Genomic DNA, 21111 nt, shown 5'->3' with positions numbered 1-21111 from the left:
AAGCTCACCTTTCGGCAACACGTACAGCCACCGGTAGATCGCCTCATGCGAGACGGTCCGGCCCTGAGCATCAACAGAACGTTCCATGAGCTCCACACTGGGATCCTGCGCCTCCAACCGCAACCTGCCCGCGATCTGCCGCGGCGTGCACGAGGACTTCAAGTCCGCGAGGACCCGCGCTCTGAGGATCGGATCACGGTCGATCACACGCTCCTGCGGACGCGAACGAGACTGCCGTGCAGTCTTATCCGCGGTGGCACACCGATACCCGCCGGTCTTCGTGGAGTTCCGGTGAATCTCCCGCGAGATCACCGACGGCGCCCTCCCCAGGTGCACCGCAATCGTCCGAATCGACCAGCCGGCCTTCAACCCCGTCGAGATCTCAACCCGATCCTCCACCGTCAACATCCGCCGCACATCAGCCCCGTATCGTCGCACCACCCCGGTCTACCAGGGCTGTTGCTACGACGCTATGACACCGCCGGAGGCTCGGCGCCGACACTCGGGATGAGTGTCTGAAGCCTGCCTGTGGATGTCCTGGGAGTTCTGAAGTTATCACCATTCCCCAGCGATCCCAATGGTTTTCGGCGTCCTTTGTTCGAACCAATTTGGTTACCTCGCAGTAGCGAAAGCGACTGTCTTCTAATGGAACTCGTTCCAGGCGTTTGCGATCAAAAGTGGCTCCGCAATTGATGTGATGGTTTACGTGGGCGGGTTCCGGAATGGCGATCGCAACACGGGGAGAATGTCGGGCTGTGATTCCCGCGATTTCAGTCGGTACGGTGGAGTGATGGACGATCGGAGCACCGAAACCCTCGCGGGGCCGCGCGCGTTCCGCGCGCGCATCCGTTCCACCCGGCACGGTGCGCTGGTCTGGCGGATCGCGGTGGGCGTGATCGGCGGCATCGTCCTGGCGTGCGGCATCGTCGCCATTCCGTATCCCGGTCCGGGATGGCTGATCGTGTTCGCCGGGCTCGGCATCCTCGCCACCGAATTCGAGTGGGCCCACCGGCTTCTGCGTTTCGCCCGCGCCCGCTACGACCGGTTCGCAGCGTGGCTCTCGCGGCAGAACATCCTCGTCAAGGGCGCGTTCGCGCTGGGCACCTGCGCGATCGTGCTCGCCACGCTCTGGTTGCTCGGCGCCGCGGCCATGATCGGCGGCTGGTTCGACATCCACTGGCCCTGGCTCGCGAGCCCGATCTTCGGCTGACCTGTGGACCGCGACCCGATCGACGCACTCCGCCGCGGAACGGCGGCACCGGACCGGCGGGTGGCGGGAGTTCTCTACTGGTACGCCCTGTCCGGGGCGCTGACTCGGCTCGCCGCTGCGGGGTTCGACGGTGCCGACGCGCCCGTCCGGACCGGGGCCGGCGGATGGCCGGAGGTGGGGGAGGCGGCACCGTCGGACGACCCGACCGGCGCCCTGGCGCGTGCCTTCCACCGGCTGATCCCCGAGATCGCGCAGGCCTGCGGCGCGACGGAACGCTCGCTCTGGGCGATCGGGACGGACTCGATCGCCGGGGCGGCGCTCGCGACGGGGGAACCGCGCACCGTCGCCGATCGGATGCTGCAGGCGTGCGGGCCGGACGCCCCGGCGGCGCGGTTCGACGAGGTCCCGGGGCGCGGCACCGTCGTCCGGCGGGGCTCCTGTTGCCTGCTCTACCTGTGCCCCGGCATGAGCAAGTGCCTCAGCTGCCCCCGGCAGACGCCGCAGGAGCGGGGTGCGCGGCTCGCGTGAGCGTCGCCTCGCGCGGCGACCGGCCGCCCGAGACCGATAGGATCGACCGGACTGACAACCGCGTGCGGCCAGGTATGCCGCCCGCTACATGACTAGGAGCACCGTGAGCACCACCTTCGTCGTCCCCGCCGGAATCGCGGCCGGGGCAGCCATGCGCGACCTGGATCTGCCGAACAAGGGCCCCGAGGCGGTCGTGGTCGTCAAGACCGCCGACGGCACCCTCAAGGACCTGAGCTGGATCCCCGAGACCGACACCGAGGTCGAATCCGTCGCGGCGAACACGGAGGACGGGCGCAGCGTGATCCGCCATTCGGCGGCGCACGTACTGGCGCAGGCGGTCCAGGACGGCTTCCCGGGCACCAAGCTGGGCATCGGTCCGCCCATCAAGGACGGCTTCTACTACGACTTCGACGTCGCCGAGCCCTTCACCCCCGAGGACCTCAAGGGCCTCGAGAAGAAGATGAAGCAGATCATCAAGGCGGGGCAGCGGTTCTCGCGCCGCGTGTACGAGAGCAAGGACGAGGCGCGGGCGGAGCTCGCGAACGAGCCGTACAAGCTCGAGCTCATCGACGACAAGGGTGCGGCCGACGACAGCGAGGTCATGGAGGTCGGCGGCGCCGAGCTCACCGCCTACGACAACCTCAATCCCCGTACCGGCGACCGGATCTGGGGCGATCTGTGCCGCGGCCCGCACGTGCCGACCACCAAGTACATCCCCGCGGTGAAGCTGACCCGTAGCTCCGCGGCGTACTGGCGCGGCGACCAGAACAACGCCGACCTGCAGCGCGTGTACGGCACCGCGTGGGAGTCGCCCGAGGCGATGGACGAGTACCTCGAGCTGCTCGCCGAGGCGGAGAAGCGCGACCACCGCAAGCTCGGCGCGGAGCTGGACCTGTTCAGCTTCCCCGACGAGATCGGCTCCGGCTTGCCCGTGTTCCACCCCAACGGCGGCATCATCCGCAAGGAGCTCGAGGACTACTCCCGCCTCCGGCACGCCGAGGCGGGGTACGAGTTCGTCTACACCCCCCACGCCACCAAGGGGGAACTGTTCGAGAAGTCGGGACACCTGGACTGGTACTCGGACGGGATGTACCCGCCCATGCAGCTCGACGAGGAGCGCAACGCCGAGGGCCAGGTGACCCGGCAGGCCGTCGACTACTACCTCAAGCCGATGAACTGCCCCATGCACAACCTCATCTTCGACTCCCGCGGCCGCTCCTACCGCGAGCTGCCGCTGCGGCTGTTCGAGTTCGGCACCGTCTACCGGTACGAGAAGTCCGGCGTCGTGCACGGTCTCACCCGCGCTCGCGGGTTCACCCAGGACGACGCGCACATCTACTGCACCCGCGAGCAAATGGCGGGGGAGATCCGGGACCTGCTGCAGTTCGTGATCGACCTGCTGCGGGACTACGGCCTCGACGACTTCTACCTCGAGCTGTCGACCCGCAACCCGGAGAAGTCGATCGGCTCGGACGAGGCGTGGGAGGAGGCGACCGAGGCGCTGCGCGAGGCCGCGAGCAGCTTCGGCGTGGAGCTCGTCGCCGACCCGGGCGGCGCCGCCTTCTACGCGCCGAAGATCTCGGTGCAGGTCAAGGACGCGCTCGGCCGCAGCTGGCAGATGTCAACCATCCAGGTCGACCTCATGCTGCCCGATCGGTTCGACCTCGAGTACACCGGCAGCGACGGCCAGAAGCACCGACCCGTCATGCTGCACCGCGCACTGTTCGGCTCGATGGAGCGCTTCTTCGGCGTGCTCACCGAGCATTACGCGGGAGCGTTCCCCGCGTGGCTCGCACCGGTGCAGGTCGTCGGCATCCCCGTTGCGGAACAGTTCGGCGACCACCTGGAGACGGTCATCCGTGCCCTGAAGAAGCACGGGATCCGCGCCCAGGTCGACCACAGCGACGACCGGATGCAGAAGAAGATCCGCAACCACACCACGCAGAAGGTGCCGTTCATGCTGCTCGCGGGCGAGCACGACCGCGACGCCGGAGCGGTCAGTTTCCGGTTCCGCGACGGCACCCAGGTCAACGAGGTGCCGGTCGACGACGCCGTGCAGCGGATCGTCGACTGGGTGCACGCGCGCCGCAACGAGTCCCCGACGGCCGAGCTGCTGGGCCCGGCGGAGAGCACCGTCGGGACCGCCTGACCGGACCGACGGACGAGACGGGGAGAGGAATCGATGACGGACGCCACGGACGGCGGCGCGCACACGGACTTCGGGGTCGGCGACGGTGACGAGACCATCGAGCGGCTCTGGACGCCCTATCGGATGCGTTACCTCGTCGATTCTCCTCCCGTCCCGGAGGGGAGCACGGCGTTCCTCGAGATTCCCAAGCTCGCGGACGAGGACGGGCTGATCGTGGCTCGGGGCGAGCACTGCTACGTCGTGCTCAACCTGTTCCCGTACAACCCGGGGCACTGCATGGTGGTGCCGTACCGGCAGGTGGCCGAGCTGGAGGACCTCACCGACGATGAGGCCTTCGAGCTGATCAAGCTCACCCAGAAGACGATCCGGGTGATCAAGCGGATCTCGCGGCCGGCGGCGTTCAACGTGGGCTTCAACCTGGGCCGGTCCGGCGGCGGCTCGATCGCCGAGCACCTGCACCAGCACATCGTGCCCCGCTGGCCCGGCGATGCGAACTACATCACCGTGCTCTCGGGCACTAAGGTGATGCCGCAGCTCCTCGGACAGACCCGGGCGCTGATGGCGAAGGCCTGGGAGGAGGTCTAGGAGTGTCGGCGATCTTCAGCCGGGAAGCGGTCTCCAAGGTCACGCACCCGATCGCGAGAGTCCTGATCAGGACCGGTCTCACGCCGGACGTGGTGACGCTGTTCGGCACGGTCTGCTCCGTCGGCGCCGCCGTGTGGCTGTTCCCCGCGGACCACCTGTTCTGGGGAACCATGATCATCTGGTTCTTCGTCATGTTCGACATGCTCGACGGTGCGATGGCCCGCGTGCGCGGGGGCGGCACGCGGTTCGGGGCCTGGCTCGACGCCACCTGCGACCGGGTCGCGGACGGCGCGATCTTCGCCGGCCTCGCCTGGTGGGCCGTGTTCACCGAGGACAACCGCTACAACCTGCTCATCCCCACCCTGATCTGCCTGGTCACCTCCCAGGTGATCAGCTACGCCAAGGCCCGGGCCGAGGCCTCGGGTCTCAAGGGCGACGGTGGCTGGATCGAGCGTCCCGAACGTCTCATCATCGTGCTCGTCGGGGCCGGCTTCACCGGCCTCGGCGTGTGGTGGGCGATCCACGTCGCGATGTGGGTGCTCGCGGTGACGAGTGTCGTCACCGTCGTGCAGCGCGCGCTGACCGTGCGCCACTCGCCGGGCGCCACCGAGCTGCTGCCGCTCCCGGCGGCGACCACGACGCAGGGTGAGGAGGGCGCGTGATCGACCCCCGGGAAGAGGCCGCCGACCTCGCGTATCGCGCCGGCTGGGCCCTGACCAAGCGGATGCCGGAGTTCGCGGCGAAGTTCCTCATCGACGACGTGGGCGGCCGCATCGGCGCCCGCGGCGACAACACGCAACTGCGCAAGAACCTGGCCCGGGTGCTGGGGACGACGCCGGACGCGGTGCCGCAGAGCCTGATCGAGGAGTCCTCGCGGTCCTACGCGAGGTACTGGCGCGAGTCCTTCCGGCTGCCGTCGATGGACCTCGTCGAGCTCGGCGCGACCCTGGACCAGTACGTCGACACCCCGAGCCTGCACGAGGCGATGGACGCGGGAACCGGTGCGGTGCTGGCTCTCCCGCACAGCGGCAACTGGGACATGGCCGGCGTGTGGCTGGCGCAGAAGTACGGCCGGTTCGCCACCGTCGCTGAACGACTCAAGCCCGAATCGCTGTTCCGGCGGTTCGTGGAGTACCGCGAATCCCTGGGTTTCGAGATCTTCCCCCTGTCCGGGGGCGAGCAGCCGCCCATGCAGGCGCTGGCGCAGCGTCTGCACGAGGGACGGCCGATCTGCCTGCTCGGCGAGCGGGACCTGGCGCGCCACGGCGTGCCCGTGACCTTCTTCGGCGAGCCCACCCGCATGCCCGCTGGCCCGGCCAAGCTGGCCATCGACACCGGCGCGCCGCTGCTGCCCGTGCACTGCTGGTTCGAGGGCGACGCCTGGGGCTTCACGTCCGAGGACCCGATCGACGTGTCCAAGGGCATCGAGGACGCGACGCAGCAGCTGGCCCACGCCTTCGAGCGGAACATCGCGGCGCATCCCGCCGACTGGCACATGCTGCAGCCCCTGTGGGAGGCCGACTGGTCGCAGGCGCGCCGGGACCGGATCCTGGGCACCGTCGGGCCCGATGCGCCCGATGAGGGCCCCGAGGTGCGCTGATGCGGATCGGGATGATCTGCCCGTACTCGTTCGACGTCGCGGGCGGGGTGCAGGCGCACGTCGTCGACCTGGCGCGCGTGCTCATCGAGATGGGGCACGAGGTGTCGGTGCTGACGCCCTCGTCGAAGGAGACGGTGCTGCCGGACTTCGCCGTCTCGTCGGGCAAGGCCGTCGCGATCCCGTACAACGGCTCGGTGTCCCGGCTCTCGTTCGGGCCCAAGGCCTTCGGTCGGCTGCGGAAGTGGATCCGCAAGGGTGATTTCGACGTGCTGCACGTGCACGAGCCCAACGCGCCCAGCCTCGGGATGCTCGCGCTGGCGATCGCCGACGGTCCGATCGTCGCGACCTTCCACACGTCCACCGAGAAGTCGCTGGTGCTCTCGGTGTTCCAGAGCGTGCTGCGCCCCTCGCACGAGAAGATCCGCGGCAAGATCGCCGTCTCCGAGCTCGCCCGGCGGTGGCAGATGGAATCGCTCGGCTCGGACGCGATCGAGATCCCCAACGGCGTCGAGGTCTCGCACTTCGCGAACGGCGATCTCCTGCCCGGCTATCCGCGCCCGGGGAAGACGGTGCTCTTCCTCGGTCGCTACGACGAGCCGCGCAAGGGCATGGCCGTCTTCCTCGAGGCGCTCCCCACGATCGCGGAGGAGCACCCCGACGTCGAGGTCCTCGTCATCGGCCGCGGCGACGACGAGAAACTGCTCCGTGAGGCCGGCCCCTACGCGAAGCACCTGCGGCTGCTCGGCGCCGTCACCGACGAGGAGAAGGCCGCCGCACTGCGGTCCGCCGACGTCTACGTCGCGCCGAACCTCGGCGGCGAGAGCTTCGGCATCGTCCTCGTCGAGGCCATGGCCGCCGGCACCGCCGTCGTCGCCAGCGACCTCAACGCCTTCGAGCGCGTCCTGGACGGGGGAGAGGCCGGCGTGCTGGTCCCCGTCGGCGACGGTGCCGCGCTCGGCTCCGCCATCGCCGGCCTGCTGTCCGACGACCTGCGCCGCGCGGAGCTCGTCACGCACGCGTCCGAGGTCGTGTGGCGGTTCGACTGGTCGGTGGTCGCCCAACAGGTGATCCGCGTGTACGAGACCGTCGCCGTGCCCGGCGTGGTCGTGACCATCGACGACTGAGAGGGCACCCGTGCTGAACCTGACCGCCACCACCGTGCTCGTCATCGGGCTGATCGTCGTCGCGGTGCTCATCGTCGCGGCGCTGGCGTACCAGACCGCGCACCGTCTGGACCGCCTGCACGTGCGCGTCGACCTGTCGATGCAGGCCCTCGACGCCGCACTGGCCCGACGGTCCGCCGTGGCCCGCGCCGTCGCGGCGTCGATCCCCGAGGACGCCGCCCGGGCGCTCCGCGGGGCCGCGGACCGCGCGGAGAACGCCGCGCCCGAGGATCGAGAGCCGCGGGAGAACCAGCTCTCGGCCGCCATCGGCGCCATCGACATCGAGACCCTGCCCCGCTCGCTCGTCGCCGAGATCGCCGACGCCGACACCCGCGTCACCATGGCCCGCAGGTTCCACAACGACGCCGTCCGCGACACCCGGGCGCTGCGTGGCCGTCGCTTCGTCCGCTGGCTGTACCTCGGCGGTACGGCGCCCATGCCGCAGTACTTCGACATCGTCGACCGGGGCGGTGTGCTCCCCGCCGCGCTGCTCGCGGAGACCGACGAACGCCGCGTGTCCGCGCGGGTCATCGTCGTCGACTCCGACGGCGCCGTCCTCCTCGTCCGCGGCCACGAGCCCGTTCCGGAGGGCGAATCCCCGCCCGGCCACTGGTGGTTCACGGTCGGCGGCGGCGTCGAGCGGGGCGAGGACCTGCGCGCGGCCGCGACCCGGGAGCTGCTCGAGGAGACAGGGCGGGCGCTCCCGCCGTCCGCCTTCGTCGGCCCCCTGTACCGCCGGGAGGCGGTGTTCACCTTCGACGGCGAGGTCTTCGACTCGGTCGAGTACTTCTTCGCCGTCGCCTGCGAACGGTTCGAGCCGGCACCGTCGGGCTGGACCGACCTGGAGCGGCGCACGCTGGACGAGTTGCGCTGGTGCAGCGCGGAGGAGATCCGGTCGCTCGCCGACCCCGTCTACCCCGCGCGCCTCGCCGACCTCGTCCCCGACGTGCGGGCCGCGCTGGCCGCCGGCTCGGCGCCGGACGTTCCGGCGCGCGTCGAGTAGGGGGAGCGATGTCGCCGAAGGAGATCTCCGGGTACCGGGTGCTGCGCCGCCTCGGTGCCGGAGGGATGGGCGAGGTCTTCCTCGTCGAGCACCCGCGGCTGCCGCGTCAGGATGCACTGAAACTGCTCGGTCCGCAGTTCGGCGGGGATCCCAACTTCGCGGCGCGGTTCCTGCGGGAGGCCGACATCCTCGCCGGGCTCCGGCACCCCAACATCGTCACGATCTACGACCGCGGCGAGTTCGAGGACCGGCTGTGGCTGGCGATGGAGTACGTCGAGGGCGAGGACGCGGCGCAGTACCTGCGCACGCGCGGGCCGCTGCCGCCGTCGACGGTCGCGGACGTGCTCGACCAGGTGGGCAGTGCGCTGGACTGGGCCTGGACCGAACGCAAGCTGACGCACCGCGACGTCAAGCCCGGCAACATCCTGCTCGAACCGTCCCGATCGGGGCGGCCGCCGGTGGTGAAGCTGGTCGACTTCGGCATCGCCAAGGCCAGTGACGAGGCGAGCTCGCTGACCGCGACCGGCGTCGCCGTGGGCACAATGGCCTACCTCGCGCCCGAGGTGATCGAGGGCAAGCCGCTCGACAACCGCGCCGATGAGTACTCGCTGGCGTGCACGGCCTTCGAGCTGCTCACCGGTGGCCCGCCGTTCGGGCCCGGGTCGCCCAGCTCGGTGATGATGGCGCACCTGAGCGCCCCGGTGCCGGATCCGGCGTCGAGGCTCGCCGGGCTGCCGCCGGGGCTGGCCGCGGTCTTCGCGCGGGCGATGGCGAAGCAGCCGCGGGACCGCTACGCCGACAACGCCGAGTTCGCCCGCGCCTTCCGGGCCGCGCTCGTCGCCGCGCGGCCGGACGGACGGCCCACCGTCGGGCCGACGTCGCCGCACCGGCCTCCGATGCCCGCGCCGGCCACGACGATCCGCCCGACCCCGCCGCCCACCCCGATTCCGGCGTTCACGGCGCCGCCCACCCCGGCGCCCGCGCCGCCCGCGCAGGGGAACGGCCGGGTCATCGGCCTCGCGGCCCTGGTCGCCGTGCTGGTCGTCGCGCTGGCGGCCGTCGGGTACCTCGCGTTCGGCCGCTCGGGTCCCGATGCGCCGGCCCCGACGGTGACCGCCACCGCGCCGCCCGGTGGGGCGACGCGCGGGGCGACGGGCGGGGCGACGGAGGCACCGTCGACCTCCGAAGCGACGACGAGCGCACGGGTCCCGACGGTGCCCGGCACCGACGCCTACGGCTTCATCGGCAGCCCCGCCCGGTGCGCGGGCGGCGAGACCCTCGAGCTCGCGATGCTCACCTCCGGCGCCGGATCGGGGTCACGGATCGTGATCTGCAGTTCCGGTGGTGCGTACACGTATCGGGGCGCCCGCGCGTCGGGCGACAACAGCGGCCTGACCCTGCCTGCGTCGTCCGCGGGATCCGGTTCGTACCGCGCGCGGAACCCGGATGTGAAGGGCGAGGCCCGCAACGACACGATCTACACCGTGAGCGCCGGCGGGTTGGTCATCACCCGCGGCGACGGTCGGTCGGTGGCGTCCGAGCCCGCCCGGTCCGTCTGGACCCGCTGACCCCCAATTCGTTGTCTCCCCACTGAAACGCCACAGCCCCCTCCGATTCGTCGTAGCCCCACCGAAACGGCCGGCGTTCCGGTGGGGCTGCAATGAATCGGGGGGAGGGTTGGACGGCCCGGCGACCCGGGCTGAAAACCGCGCACCGTCATCGGGAATACTGGAGCCCCGCATGTCCCAGCTACGAGGAGATCCGTCAGTGTCCACTGATCCCCAGACCGCACCCGTCACCGGCACCGCGCGCGTCAAGCGCGGCATGGCCGAGATGTTGAAGGGCGGCGTGATCATGGACGTGGTCACCCCCGAGCAGGCGAAGATCGCCGAGGACGCGGGCGCCGTGGCCGTCATGGCCCTCGAGCGCGTCCCGGCCGACATCCGCGCGCAGGGCGGCGTGAGCCGCATGTCCGACCCGGACATGATCGACGGCATCATCGAGGCCGTCAGCATCCCCGTGATGGCGAAGGCCCGCATCGGCCACTTCGTCGAGGCGCAGATCCTGCAGGCGCTCGGCGTCGACTACATCGACGAGTCCGAGGTGCTCACCCCGGCCGACTACGCCAACCACATCGACAAGTTCGCCTTCACGGTGCCCTTCGTCTGCGGCGCGACCAACCTGGGTGAAGCGCTGCGTCGCATCACCGAGGGCGCCGCGATGATCCGCAGCAAGGGCGAGGCGGGCACCGGCGACGTGTCGAACGCCACCACGCACATGCGCAAGATCCGCGACGAGATCCGCCGCCTGACCTCGCTGCCCGAGGACGAGCTGTACGTCGCGGCCAAGGAGCTGCAGGCGCCGTACGACCTCGTCGTCGAGGTCGCCAAGAACGGCAAGCTGCCGGTCACCCTGTTCACCGCCGGCGGCATCGCGACCCCGGCCGATGCGGCGATGATGATGCAGCTGGGCGCCGAGGGCGTCTTCGTGGGCTCGGGCATCTTCAAGTCGGGCAACCCCGAGCAGCGGGCCAAGGCCATCGTGGCCGCGACCACGTTCTACGACGACCCCGCCAAGCTCGCCGAGGTCTCGCGCGGACTCGGCGAGGCGATGGTCGGCATCAACGTCGACGACATCCCGCAGCCGCACCGCCTCGCGGAACGCGGCTGGTAACGGCATGTCGCCCGCCGGTGTCGCCCGATTCGCGCTAGCGTCGATGCTGCGTGTGTCGGGTGACACCGGAAAATCGTGAAATCAGTGAGGCGGAGGATGTCAGACCAAGCAACGGCCACCGAGGGATACGGGGCTCAGTCCTCCGTGTCCCCGGGACGATCACGGGTCGAGTCGGCGCCGATCGCGCTGCGCGTGCTCGCGTACATCGCGGACCTGTGCGTCGCGTCCACCGTGGTCGCGCTCGCCCTGATCGTCGACGTGGCCGCCGGTCTCGAGATGGGCTGGATCCTCGTCGGCGTCGGAGCGGCGATCGCGATCGTCGCGTCCATCGTGCTGCACGGTGTGTTCGGCGCCAGCCCCGGCAAGATCCTCGCCGGGCTCAGGGTCGTCGACGCGGACTCGCACCGCACCGTCGGATTCCCGGCCGCGGCCATCCGCTCGGTGGTGTTCAACGTCCTGGCCCCGCTCGTCTACCTCCCGGGCTGGTCCGTACTGGCCGACGGTGCCCGGCGCGGCATCCACGAGAAGGCCTCCCGTACGACCACGGTCGACGAGGCCGACGTCGCGACGGTCGTCCGCGCACCGGCCCCGGCACCGTCGGGCCCGCTGGGCGGCCTGGTGACCGGCGAACCGGACCGGGGATTGCAGCGCATCCCGACCCCGCTGCCCGAGGAGACCAGGATCGACCCGATCGGCGCCGAGGCGGCGACCGAGGTCGTCGAGGTCGAGGAGCCGCGCGAGCGCATGGCCCCGCCCGAGCTGCCTCCGCTGCCCGACGACGTCCCGGGCCTGCGCCCGATCCCGCCGCGCTTCGGTCCGCCCCCCACCGACGGCGACGAGCAGACCGCCGCGTTCCCGCCCGCCGCGGCCTTCGCGCCGCCGCCGCAGGCACCCCAGCAGACCCCGCCGCCGCAGGCACCCCAGCAGACCCCGCCGCCGCAGGCACCCCAGGGCCCCGGTCCGCAGCAGCGTCCGGGCCAGCAGTTCCCGCCCGGCCCCGTCGGCCCTTCGGGTCCGGTCGGCCCCGGTTTCCCGGGAGGCGGACGTCCGGCGCCCGCCGGCCGTCCGATGCCGCAGCCGCCGCGCCCCGCCGCACCGACCCCGATCCAGTCGGGCGGCGTACCGATCGTGCTGCGCTTCGACGACGGTCACTCGGTGGACGTGCGCGGCGACGGCATCATCGGCCGCGAGCCGGTGCTGCCCGCGGGCGCGGACTCGTCCACGGTCACCAAGCACGTGCTGGTCGACGACACCGCGTCGGTGTCCAAGACGCACCTGCTGTTCGGCATCACCCGCGGTGAACTGTGGGTGGAGGACGTGGGCTCGACCAACGGGTCCGCGATCGCCTTCGGTGATTCGTGGACCGAGCTCACCAAGGGAATCAGGTACGCCGTGGAGAAGGGCAGCGTCGTGCACATGGGTCAGCGGAGTTTCAAGGTGTTCGGCGGATGACGACGGACGCGGGGGAGGCGCGCTCCGAGATCGTCTACGGGGCGCAGGGCGGCGTGTCCATGAAGTGGGTCGCCATCAGCAATCCGGGGCGGGTGCGCCTGACCAACGAGGACGGTGCGCTCACCGGCCCGGGCATGTTCCTGCTCGCCGACGGCATGGGCGGGCACGACGCGGGCGAGGTGGCCTCGGCCGCCGCCCTCGAGGCGCTCGCCGAGGTCTTCGGGCCGGAGCCGGCGGAGGCGCAGGTCGTCATGGAGCAGGTCGTCGACCGGCTGCGCGACGCGCACGCGGCGATCGAGGCCATCGACTCCGAGACCGGCAAGCGCGCCGGAACCACGGTGACCGGCCTGCTCCTGACCACCTACGAGGGCGTTCCCCACTGGTTGGTCGTCAACATCGGCGACTCGCGGACCTACCGGCTCGCGGAGGGCTACTTCGAGCAGCTCACCGTCGACCACTCCCAGGTCCAGGAGCTGATCAACGGCGGCTTCCTCAGCCCGGAACAGGCGCGGGTGGACCCGCGGCGCAACGTGATCACCCGCGCCCTGGGCGCCGGGATGGAGCCCGACGCGGACTTCTGGATCGTGCCGGCGCAGCCGCACGAGAAGCTGCTGGTCTGTTCGGACGGTCTCAACGGCGAGCTCACCGACGACGAGATCCGGCAGATCCTCGACTCGGACGCGCCGATCGACGAGTGCGCCGATCAGCTCGTGGCCGCGGCCCTGAACGCGGGCGGTCGCGACAACGTCACCGTGATCGTGGTGGACGCCACCACGGAACAGACCGATCCGGACTGGTGACCTGAGTAGAGTCCTTCCTCGTGGCTGACATCGAAGCGCTGCTGAGTCTCGAACAGATCGACCGCGACATCTTCCGCGGTATTCACGCACCCTCGATCCTGGTGCGCACCTTCGGCGGCCAGGTGGCCGGCCAGGCGTTGCGTTCGGCGATCGAGACGGTCCCGGATGCGATGCAGGTGCATTCGCTGCACGGCTACTTCCTGCGGCCCGGTAACCCGGATGCCGACACGGTCTTCCTCGTCGACCGGATCCGCGACGGCAGGTCCTTCTGCACGCGGCGCGTGAACGGCGTGCAGAACGGCGAGGCGATCTTCTCCATGTCGGCGTCGTTCCAGCTTCCGGGGCAGGCCGGCATCGAGCACAGCGACGAGATGCCGCCGACGCCCGCCCCCGAGTCGGTGCCCAGCCCCCGCGAGGATCCGAACGCCACCCGCGAGAGCCTCGGCCTGTTCGAGGAGTGGAGCGACTGGGACATCCGCATCGTGCCGCAGGACGAGACCGCGCCCTACGCGGGTCGCGCGGTGCACCAGCAGGTCTGGTTCCGGCACATCGGCCGCCTGCCCGACGATCAGAACGTGCACACCAGCGCGCTCGCCTACATGAGCGACATGACGCTGCTCGGATCGGCGCGCGTCGCCCATCCGGGCGTCGACACGCAGGTGGCCTCCTTGGACCACGCCATGTGGTTCCTGCGCCCGTTCCGGGCCGACGAATGGCTGCTCTACGACCAGACGTCACCGTCGGCCGGTGGCGGGCGCGCGCTGACCGCCGGACGGATCTACGCGCAGGACGGCAACCTCGTGGCCGTCGTCATCCAGGAGGGCCTGCACCGCTTCCGGGAGTAGCCGAATAGGCTGGTGCCCCGTGACTGTGCGGATCGGGGTACTGGCTCTCCAGGGTGACGTGCGCGAGCACCGTCAGGCGCTCGAGGCGGTGGGGGCGCGCACGGCCGTGGTGCGTACGGCGGCGGACCTCGCGGCCGTCGACGGCATCGTGATCCCGGGCGGCGAGTCGACCACCATGAGCCGGCTGCTCGGCGTCTTCGACCTGTTCGACCCGCTCCACGACGCGCTCGCCGGCGGCCTGCCCGCGTACGGCTCGTGCGCCGGAATGATCATGCTCGCCTCCGAGGTGCTCGACACCCGACCCGACGCGCGCTGCCTCGGCGCGATCGACATGACGGTGCGCCGGAACGCCTTCGGGCGGCAGGTGGACTCGTTCGAGACGGACCTCGAGGTCGCCGGGATCGACGGTGACCCGGTGCGTGCCGTGTTCATCCGTGCGCCGTGGGTGGAGCGGGTCGGGCCGGGGGTCCAGGTGCTGGCCAGGGTGCCCGACGGTGCCGGGGAGTCGGCGGGTACGGTGGTCGCTGTTCAGCAGGGTGTGACGATGGCCACATCCTTCCATCCCGAGGTCACCGGCGATCTGCGGATCCACCGGCGCTTCGTGGACGTCGTCCGGGGCGCGTGACAACGCCGCCGTAGGAGCAAGGGGAGTGGCTTCGTGAGCTACATGCCGGTGACCGATTCGATGTTCCTGCTGGCGGAGTCCCGCGAGCATCCGATGCACGTGGGCGGGCTCCAGCTCTTCACCCCTCCCGAGGGCGCCGGTCCGGATTTCGTGCGGTCCGTCGTCGAGACGATGCGCGGGCGCACCGAGATCAGCGAGAAGTTCGGCCGCCGGCCCGCGGATCCGGTGGGGATCCTCGGCAACACGTGGTGGTCGTCGGTGGGCGACCTGGACATGGACTACTACGTCCGGCACTCCGCCCTGCCGAAGCCGGGGCGCATCCGCGAACTGTTCCAGCAGGTGTCGTTGTGGCACGAGACGCTGCTCGACCGGCACCGTCCGATGTGGGAGGTGCACGTGGTCGAGGGCCTCGAGGACGGCCGGTACGCCGTGTTCTCGAAGGTGCACCACTCCCTGGTCGACGGTGTCTCCGCTCTCCGCTACATGACGCTCGCGCTGTCGAACGACCCGAACGACATGGAGGGCCGGGTCGTGTGGCAGCCCGGCCTGGGCCGGCGCAAGAAGGCGACCGCGCCCGCGACGGAGAAGAGCGGTGGCCTGTTGCCGTTCAACCCGCTGGACACGGTCAAGCAGGTCGGCGGGCTGACGGGCGAGGTGCTGGGCATGCTCCCGGCGTCGCTCAAGGTGGCGGGCAGTGCGTTCCGCGACCACGATTACACGGCCCCGTTCCAGGCGCCGCACACGATCTTCAACGTGCCGATCGGCGGTGCCCGCCGGTTCGTGGCCCAGTCCTACTCGCTCGATCGCATCGACGCGGTCCGCAAGGCCGCCGGCGCGACCGTCAACGACGTGGTGCTCGCGATGTGCGGCGGCGCCCTGCGCGCGTACCTGGCGGAGCTCGGCGAGCTGCCCGACCGCTCGCTGACCGCGATGGTCCCCGTCTCGCTGCGCAAGGACGCCGATGACGTGGAGTCCTCCAACGCCGTCGGCGCGGTCATCGCGACGCTGGGTACGGATCTGCCGGAGGCGTCCGAGCGGCTCGAGGTGATCCGCGAATCGGTGATCTCGGCCCGCAAGGTGATGGGCGAGCTGTCGCCGCTGCAGGTCCTGGCGCTCAGCGGCGCGAACATCGCGGGCTTGGCGCCCGGCTTCCTGCCGAACTACACCGGCCGCACCCGGCCCCCGTTCAATCTCATCATCTCCAACGTCCCGGGGCCGCGGGAGGCGATGTACTGGAACGGCGCCCATCTGGACGGCGTGTACCCCGCATCGATTCCGTGGGAGGGGCAGGCGGTGAACATCACGATCTGCACCAACAACCGGAACCTCGAGTTCGGGATCACCGCGTGCCGCACGTCGGTGCCGCACGTGCAGCGGATCATCCACCACCTCGAAGACGCGCTGGCTGAGCTGGAGCGGGCGTTCACGTAAACTCGCAGGGTTGATGCAGCGCACCCGAACGGAATCGAGGGATCGATGAGCGGCCATTCCAAATGGGCCACCACCAAGCACAAGAAGGCGGGGATCGACGCCAAGCGCGGCAAGCTGTTCGCCAAGTTGATCAAGAACATCGAGGTCGCGGCGCGCACCGGCGGTAGCGATCCCGGGGGCAACCCCACCCTGTTCGACGCCATTCAGAAGGCGAAGAAGTCGTCGGTCCCCAACGACAACATCGAGCGCGCCCGCAAGCGCGGCGGCGGCGAGGAGGCGGGCGGCGCCGATTGGCAGACGATCATGTACGAGGGCTACGGGCCCAACGGCGTGGCCGTCCTCATCGAGTGCCTCACCGACAACCGCAACCGCGCCGCGGGCGAGGTCCGGGTCGCGATGACCCGCAACGGCGGCAACATGGCCGATCCGGGCTCGGTGTCGTACCTGTTCGCGCGCAAGGGCATCGTCACGCTCGACAAGAACGACCAGTCCGAGGACGACGTGCTCATGGCTGTGCTGGACGCGGGCGCCGAGGAGATCAGCGACCTGGGCGAGCAGTTCGAGATCATCGCCGAGCCCACCGATCTGGTCGCCGTGCGCACCGCGCTGCAGGAGGCCGGTTTCGATTACGACTCCGCGGAGTCGGGCTTCCGCGCCTCGGTCGAGGTGCCCGTCGACGTGGACGGCGCGCGCAAGGTGTTCAAGCTGGTCGACGCGCTGGAGGACAGCGACGACGTGCAGAACGTCTACACCAATGTCGACATCTCGGACGAGGTCCTGGCGGAGCTCGAGGAGGACTGATCGTCCTCGCCGCGGGCACAGGATTGACGTATCGCATCGGGTCTACTGTCCGGTAATAATGCGTCAGGATATTCTCAGGTTGTGACTCGCACCCGAACGGCGCTGCGCCGTGCCCCGGCACTCGCCCTGGTGGCCGCCCTGCTGCTCGGCGCGGGCGGGGCCGCCGTCTGGGAGACGGGCCGCGCGGAGACGGTGCACGGGGCCACGGCCATCGGCGTCGGCTTCGGCGCCCTGGGCCGGGACGATGCGGCCGCCCGTCTGACGGAGGCGGCCCGCCGCGCGGATGCCGAGCCGGTGACGCTGCGCACCGACAAGGGCACCGTCCGACTCACGCCCGCGGAGCTCGGGCTGACCATGGACGTGCCCGGCACGGTGCAGCGCGCGATCGACCAGCGATCGCCGCTGCGCGACCTGGTCGGGCTCGTCAGCGCGCGGCACGTGCACCCGGCCTCCACGATCGACCGCGCGGTGTTCGACGCGGCGCTGGCCAAGGTGGGCGGCCCGCTCACGGAGGCGGCCGCCGACGGTGCCGTCGTCTACCGGTCCGGCAGGCCCGTCGCCGTCGAGCCCAAGGCCGGCGACCGGATCGACCCGGCGCACGCCGCGGCGGCCGTCGCCGCCGCCTGGCCGGACAGCACCGACATCGTGCTCCCCACGGAGAAGGTGACCCCGACCGTGTCCTCGGACACCGTGCACAAGGTCGCGACCGGAGCGGCGGCGCAGGCCGTCGCCGCCGAGGTCGTGCTCCGTCGGGACGGCTCCGGGCAGACGCCCGCGGGCACCGTCGGGCGCGTGTCCGGTGCGGACATCGGCACGTTCCTGTCCTTCCGGCCCGACGGTGCCGGCAACCTCGCGCCGAAGGTCGACCGGGAGGCCGCGAAGAAGCTGCTCGGCACGCGGCTCGAGTCGGCGGTCGCGAAGCCGAAGGACGCGGGGTTCAGCGTCTCGGGTGGCACGCCGACGGTGACCGACGCGGTCCCGGGTCGCGAGGTGGTGTGGGACCCCACGATCGACGCGGTGTCCAAGGCCGTCGTCGAGCAGTCCACGCAGGGCCGCACGGCGACGGCGCAGTTCAAGACCGTCGAGCCCAAGCTCACCACGGCGCGCGCGAAGGAGCTCGGCGTGCGGGAGGTCGTCAGCGAGTTCTCGACCGGCGGATTCAGCGACGCGTCCGGCGTGAACATCCGGCGGGTCGCCCAGCAGGTGAACGGCGCGGTCGTCCTGCCCGGGGAGACCTTCTCGCTGAACGGGTACACCGGTCCTCGCGGCACGGCGCAGGGCTACGTCGAGTCGGGCATCATCAACAACGGGCGCCCCGACAAGGCCGTGGGCGGCGGCATCTCGCAGTTCGCGACCACGTTGTACAACGCCGCGTACTTCGCCGGCCTCGAGGACGCCGGCCACACCGAGCACAGCTACTACATCTCGCGGTACCCCGAGGCGCGGGAGGCCACGGTCTTCGAGGGCGCGATCGATCTGCAATTCACGAACAACACGCCGTACGGCATCGTCATCGAGGCGAGCGGCGGCGCGTCGTCGGTGTCGGTGCGGATGTGGAGCACCAAGACCCGAGAGGTGTCCTCGAGCACCGGCTCGCGCAGCCTGGCGACCCAGCCGTCGACCATCCGGCTGCCGAAGGGCCCGCACTGCGTCGCCAGCACCGGCCAGCCGGGCTTCACCACGAGCAACACCCGGACGATCACGGACGCCCGGTCCGGGAGCGTGATCTCGCGCCACACCCGCACCGTCAAGTACGACCCGGTGCCCACCGTCATCTGCGAGTGACCCCAGCCGAATTGAACACCGTTATGGAGAATCCGACCTGCGGGTTTGCTCTCCATAACGGTGTTCAATCGGGGAAGCGTGTTGGTGCGGACCGGCGTACTGGGCGCGGGGTATACTCTCGAACAAAGGTTTGAGTGTTCGACGGTGCGCGGAGGTGCGGTCATGCGGGTGATGGGGGTGGACCCCGGGCTCACGCGCTGCGGCCTGTCGGTGGTCGAGTCGGGACTGGGCCGCAAGGTCACCGCGCTCGACGTCGACGTGGTGCGCACGCCGCCCACGATGCCGCTGCCGGAGCGCCTGCTCGCGGTGTGGACCGCCGCGGAGTTCTGGATGGACACCCACGAGCCGGACGTGATCGCGGTCGAGCGCGTGTTCGCGCAGCACAACGTCTCCACCGCGATGGGGACGGCGCAGGCGGGTGGCGTCGTCGCGCTGGCGGCCGCGCGCCGGGGGATCGACGTGCACTTCCACACTCCGTCGGAGGTCAAGGCGGCCGTCACGGGCAACGGCAACGCGGGCAAGGCCCAGGTCACGGCGATGATCACGCGGATCCTCGGCCTGCAGAAGGCGCCGGAGCCCGCGGACGCAGCCGACGCGCTCGCGCTGGCGGTCTGCCACAGCTGGCGGGCGCCGATGATCGCGCGGATGGCGGAGGCCGAGCGCAAGGCGGCGGAGCAGAAGAAGGTGTTCGAACAGCGGCTCGCGGCGCAGCGTCGTGCGGCCAAGAAGGTGACGGGGGGAGTGCGATGATCGCGTCGCTGCGCGGCGAGGTACGGCACATCGGTCTGGACCACGTCGTGATCGAGTGCGGCGGCGTGGGCTACAAGGTCCTCGTCGCCCCGAACACGGCCGGCACGCTGACCAGGGGGAGTGAGGGCTTCCTGCTCACGTCGATGGTGGTCCGCGAGGACTCGCAGACCTTGTACGGCTTCACCGACGGCCCGCAGCAGGAGCTGTTCCACCTGCTCCAGACGGTGCAGGGGGTCGGCCCCCGGCTCGCCATGGCGGCGATCGCCGTGTTGGACCCGGCGCAGATGCAGACGGCGATCGCGTCCGGCGATCTCAAGACGCTGTGCCTGATCCCCGGTATCGGCAAGCGGGTCGCCGAGCGGATCCACATCGAGCTCAAGGACAAGGTCTCCGCGGCACCGTCGGACGGCTCCGGCCCGGCGGGGTCGACGGTGCCGGTCGGCGGCGTCGCGCAGCAGCTGATCGACGCGCTCGAGGGGCTCGGCTTCACGCCGAAGCAGGCCGAGCCGGCGGTGGCGGCCGCGGTCGAGGCGGGCGCGGGCAAGCCGGTCTCCGAGCTGCTGCGCGACGCGCTGAAGTCGCTGGGACGCGGCTGACGTGCAGTACGACGAGGGCGTCGACGGCGAGTTCGGCAGCGAGTTCGACGATGTCGAGGGCGTCATGGGCCCGTCGGCGCTCGCGGGGGACGACACCGAGTCGCTGCGGCCGAAGTCCCTCGACGAGTTCATCGGCCAGCCGAAGGTCCGCGAGCAGCTGCAGCTCGTGCTGCACGGCGCGAAGCTGCGCGGCGGCACCCCGGATCACATCCTGCTCTCCGGCCCGCCCGGCCTGGGCAAGACCAGCCTCGCGATGATCATCGCCGCCGAGCTCGGCACCGCCCTGCGGGTCACCTCGGGACCGGCGCTCGAGCGCGCGGGAGACCTGGCGGCGATGCTCTCCAACCTGGTCGAGGGCGATGTGCTGTTCATCGACGAGATCCACCGCATGGCGCGGCCCGCCGAGGAGATGCTCTACCTCGCCATGGAGGACTTCCGCGTGGACGTCGTGGTCGGCAAGGGGCCGGGCGCTACGTCCATCCCGCTCGACGTCGCGCCGTTCACCCTGGTCGGCGCCACCACCCGGTCCGGCGCGCTCACCGGTCCGCTGCGCGACCGGTTCGGTTTCACCGCGCACATGGACTTCTACGAGACGGCCGACCTGATCCAGGTCATCGAGCGGAGCGCGAAGATCCTCGGCATCACGATCGAGCGGGAGGCCGCGGCGGAGATCGGCAGCCGCAGCCGCGGCACGCCCCGCATCGCGAACCGCCTCCTGCGCCGCGTCCGCGACTTCGCCGATGTCCGCGCCGACGGTGTCGTCACCGTCGAGGTGGCGCGCGGGGCGCTCAAGGTCTACGACGTCGACGAGCTCGGCCTCGACCGCCTCGACCGCGCGGTGCTCGGAGCACTGATCCGCAGCTTCGGCGGTGGGCCCGTGGGTGTTTCGACCCTGGCCGTCGCGGTCGGCGAGGAGCCGGGCACCGTCGAGGAGGTGTGCGAGCCCTTCCTCGTGCGCGCCGGCATGCTGGCCCGCACGCCGCGCGGCCGCGTGGCGACCATGGCCGCGTGGCACCACCTGGGCCTGACTCCGCCAGCCGGGGCGCTCGCCTCCGGCATCGAGGTCCGCGGGGACTTCGACACCGGCGACGAGCGCCTGTTCTGAGCGGCGACGA

At 70.8% G+C, this 21111-nt stretch carries 21 protein-coding genes; 20 read left to right on the top strand and 1 reads right to left on the bottom strand.

Annotation, left to right across the window (positions count from 1 at the left end; translation table 11 throughout):
- The coding region (locus AXK61_RS02110) for a helix-turn-helix domain-containing protein (RefSeq protein WP_156485518.1) at positions 1-408 on the bottom strand (408 nt) is incomplete at its 3' end.
- A 382-nt stretch (positions 409-790) separates the two neighbouring features.
- Here AXK61_RS02110 and AXK61_RS02105 point away from each other — a divergent pair.
- The 20 genes from AXK61_RS02105 (at position 791) to ruvB (ending at position 21101) form a co-directional block, all read left to right on the top strand.
- Entirely contained in the window at positions 791-1210 is a 420-nt protein-coding gene (locus AXK61_RS02105) for a TIGR02611 family protein (RefSeq protein ID WP_068569331.1), read from the top strand.
- Positions 1211-1213: 3 nt separating this feature from the next.
- A complete protein-coding gene (locus AXK61_RS02100) occupies positions 1214-1738 on the top strand; it encodes a (2Fe-2S)-binding protein (RefSeq protein ID WP_068569332.1) in 525 nt (174 codons plus the stop codon).
- A 151-nt stretch (positions 1739-1889) separates the two neighbouring features.
- Positions 1890-3887, top strand: coding sequence for a threonine--tRNA ligase (gene thrS, locus AXK61_RS02095; RefSeq protein WP_231855402.1), 1998 nt, complete (start codon positions 1890-1892; stop codon positions 3885-3887).
- Between the two features lie 33 nt (positions 3888-3920).
- The gene (locus AXK61_RS02090; protein ID WP_068569334.1) at positions 3921-4472 is read left to right on the top strand and encodes an HIT family protein; all 552 of its coding nucleotides are present in this window, start codon (positions 3921-3923) and stop codon (positions 4470-4472) included.
- A 2-nt stretch (positions 4473-4474) separates the two neighbouring features.
- Positions 4475-5134, top strand: a complete 660-nt coding sequence (gene pgsA, locus AXK61_RS02085; RefSeq protein ID WP_068569335.1) for a phosphatidylinositol phosphate synthase — start codon at positions 4475-4477, stop codon at positions 5132-5134.
- Entirely contained in the window at positions 5134-6072 is a 939-nt protein-coding gene (locus AXK61_RS02080; RefSeq protein WP_068569908.1) for a phosphatidylinositol mannoside acyltransferase, read from the top strand. The genes pgsA and AXK61_RS02080 overlap by 1 nt, the downstream gene beginning before the upstream one ends.
- Positions 6072-7196, top strand: coding sequence for a glycosyltransferase family 4 protein (locus AXK61_RS02075; RefSeq protein ID WP_068569336.1), 1125 nt, complete (start codon positions 6072-6074; stop codon positions 7194-7196). The genes AXK61_RS02080 and AXK61_RS02075 overlap by 1 nt, the downstream gene beginning before the upstream one ends.
- Before the next feature lie 13 nt (positions 7197-7209).
- Positions 7210-8238, top strand: a complete 1029-nt coding sequence (locus AXK61_RS02070; RefSeq protein ID WP_068569909.1) for an NUDIX hydrolase — start codon at positions 7210-7212, stop codon at positions 8236-8238.
- 8 nt (positions 8239-8246) lie between these two features.
- The gene (locus AXK61_RS02065; protein WP_068569337.1) at positions 8247-9806 is read left to right on the top strand and encodes a serine/threonine-protein kinase; all 1560 of its coding nucleotides are present in this window, start codon (positions 8247-8249) and stop codon (positions 9804-9806) included.
- 172 nt (positions 9807-9978) lie between these two features.
- Positions 9979-10911: a pyridoxal 5'-phosphate synthase lyase subunit PdxS gene (gene pdxS / locus AXK61_RS02060; RefSeq protein WP_068569340.1), complete on the top strand. Its 933-nt coding sequence runs from the start codon at positions 9979-9981 to the stop codon at positions 10909-10911.
- A 96-nt stretch (positions 10912-11007) separates the two neighbouring features.
- Positions 11008-12363, top strand: a complete 1356-nt coding sequence (locus tag AXK61_RS02055; RefSeq protein ID WP_082789171.1) for an RDD family protein — start codon at positions 11008-11010, stop codon at positions 12361-12363.
- On the top strand, positions 12360-13163 hold the full coding sequence (locus tag AXK61_RS02050) for a PP2C family protein-serine/threonine phosphatase (RefSeq protein ID WP_068569342.1): 804 nt from the start codon (positions 12360-12362) through the stop codon (positions 13161-13163). The genes AXK61_RS02055 and AXK61_RS02050 overlap by 4 nt, the downstream gene beginning before the upstream one ends.
- Positions 13164-13183: 20 nt before the next feature.
- Positions 13184-14008: an acyl-CoA thioesterase gene (locus AXK61_RS02045; protein ID WP_068569343.1), complete on the top strand. Its 825-nt coding sequence runs from the start codon at positions 13184-13186 to the stop codon at positions 14006-14008.
- Between the two features lie 19 nt (positions 14009-14027).
- Positions 14028-14633, top strand: a complete 606-nt coding sequence (pdxT, locus tag AXK61_RS02040; protein ID WP_068569344.1) for a pyridoxal 5'-phosphate synthase glutaminase subunit PdxT — start codon at positions 14028-14030, stop codon at positions 14631-14633.
- Positions 14634-14675: 42 nt separating this feature from the next.
- A complete protein-coding gene (locus tag AXK61_RS02035; protein WP_197466725.1) occupies positions 14676-16064 on the top strand; it encodes a WS/DGAT/MGAT family O-acyltransferase in 1389 nt (462 codons plus the stop codon).
- 45 nt (positions 16065-16109) lie between these two features.
- Positions 16110-16865, top strand: coding sequence for a YebC/PmpR family DNA-binding transcriptional regulator (locus AXK61_RS02030; RefSeq protein ID WP_068743509.1), 756 nt, complete (start codon positions 16110-16112; stop codon positions 16863-16865).
- An 81-nt stretch (positions 16866-16946) separates the two neighbouring features.
- Positions 16947-18650, top strand: a complete 1704-nt coding sequence (locus AXK61_RS02025; RefSeq protein WP_068569347.1) for a VanW family protein — start codon at positions 16947-16949, stop codon at positions 18648-18650.
- A 162-nt stretch (positions 18651-18812) separates the two neighbouring features.
- Positions 18813-19400 carry a crossover junction endodeoxyribonuclease RuvC gene (gene ruvC / locus AXK61_RS02020; protein WP_068743507.1) on the top strand — a complete coding sequence of 196 codons (588 nt, stop codon included), beginning with the start codon at positions 18813-18815 and terminating at the stop codon, positions 19398-19400.
- The gene (gene ruvA / locus AXK61_RS02015) at positions 19397-19996 is read left to right on the top strand and encodes a Holliday junction branch migration protein RuvA (RefSeq protein WP_068743505.1); all 600 of its coding nucleotides are present in this window, start codon (positions 19397-19399) and stop codon (positions 19994-19996) included. Before ruvC ends, ruvA begins: the two co-directional genes overlap by 4 nt.
- Before the next feature lie 64 nt (positions 19997-20060).
- Positions 20061-21101 (top strand): Holliday junction branch migration DNA helicase RuvB, encoded by a 1041-nt coding sequence (gene ruvB, locus AXK61_RS02010; protein WP_068569910.1) that lies wholly within the window; start codon positions 20061-20063, stop codon positions 21099-21101.
- Positions 21102-21111 lie beyond the last annotated feature (10 nt).

The sequence above is a fragment of the Tsukamurella pseudospumae genome, from assembly GCF_001575205.1.
GTDB classification, from domain to species: Bacteria; Actinomycetota; Actinomycetes; order Mycobacteriales; family Mycobacteriaceae; genus Tsukamurella; species Tsukamurella pseudospumae.
Note: the sequence above shows the minus strand (reverse complement) of the source record. Positions and strands in the feature narration are given on the sequence as shown.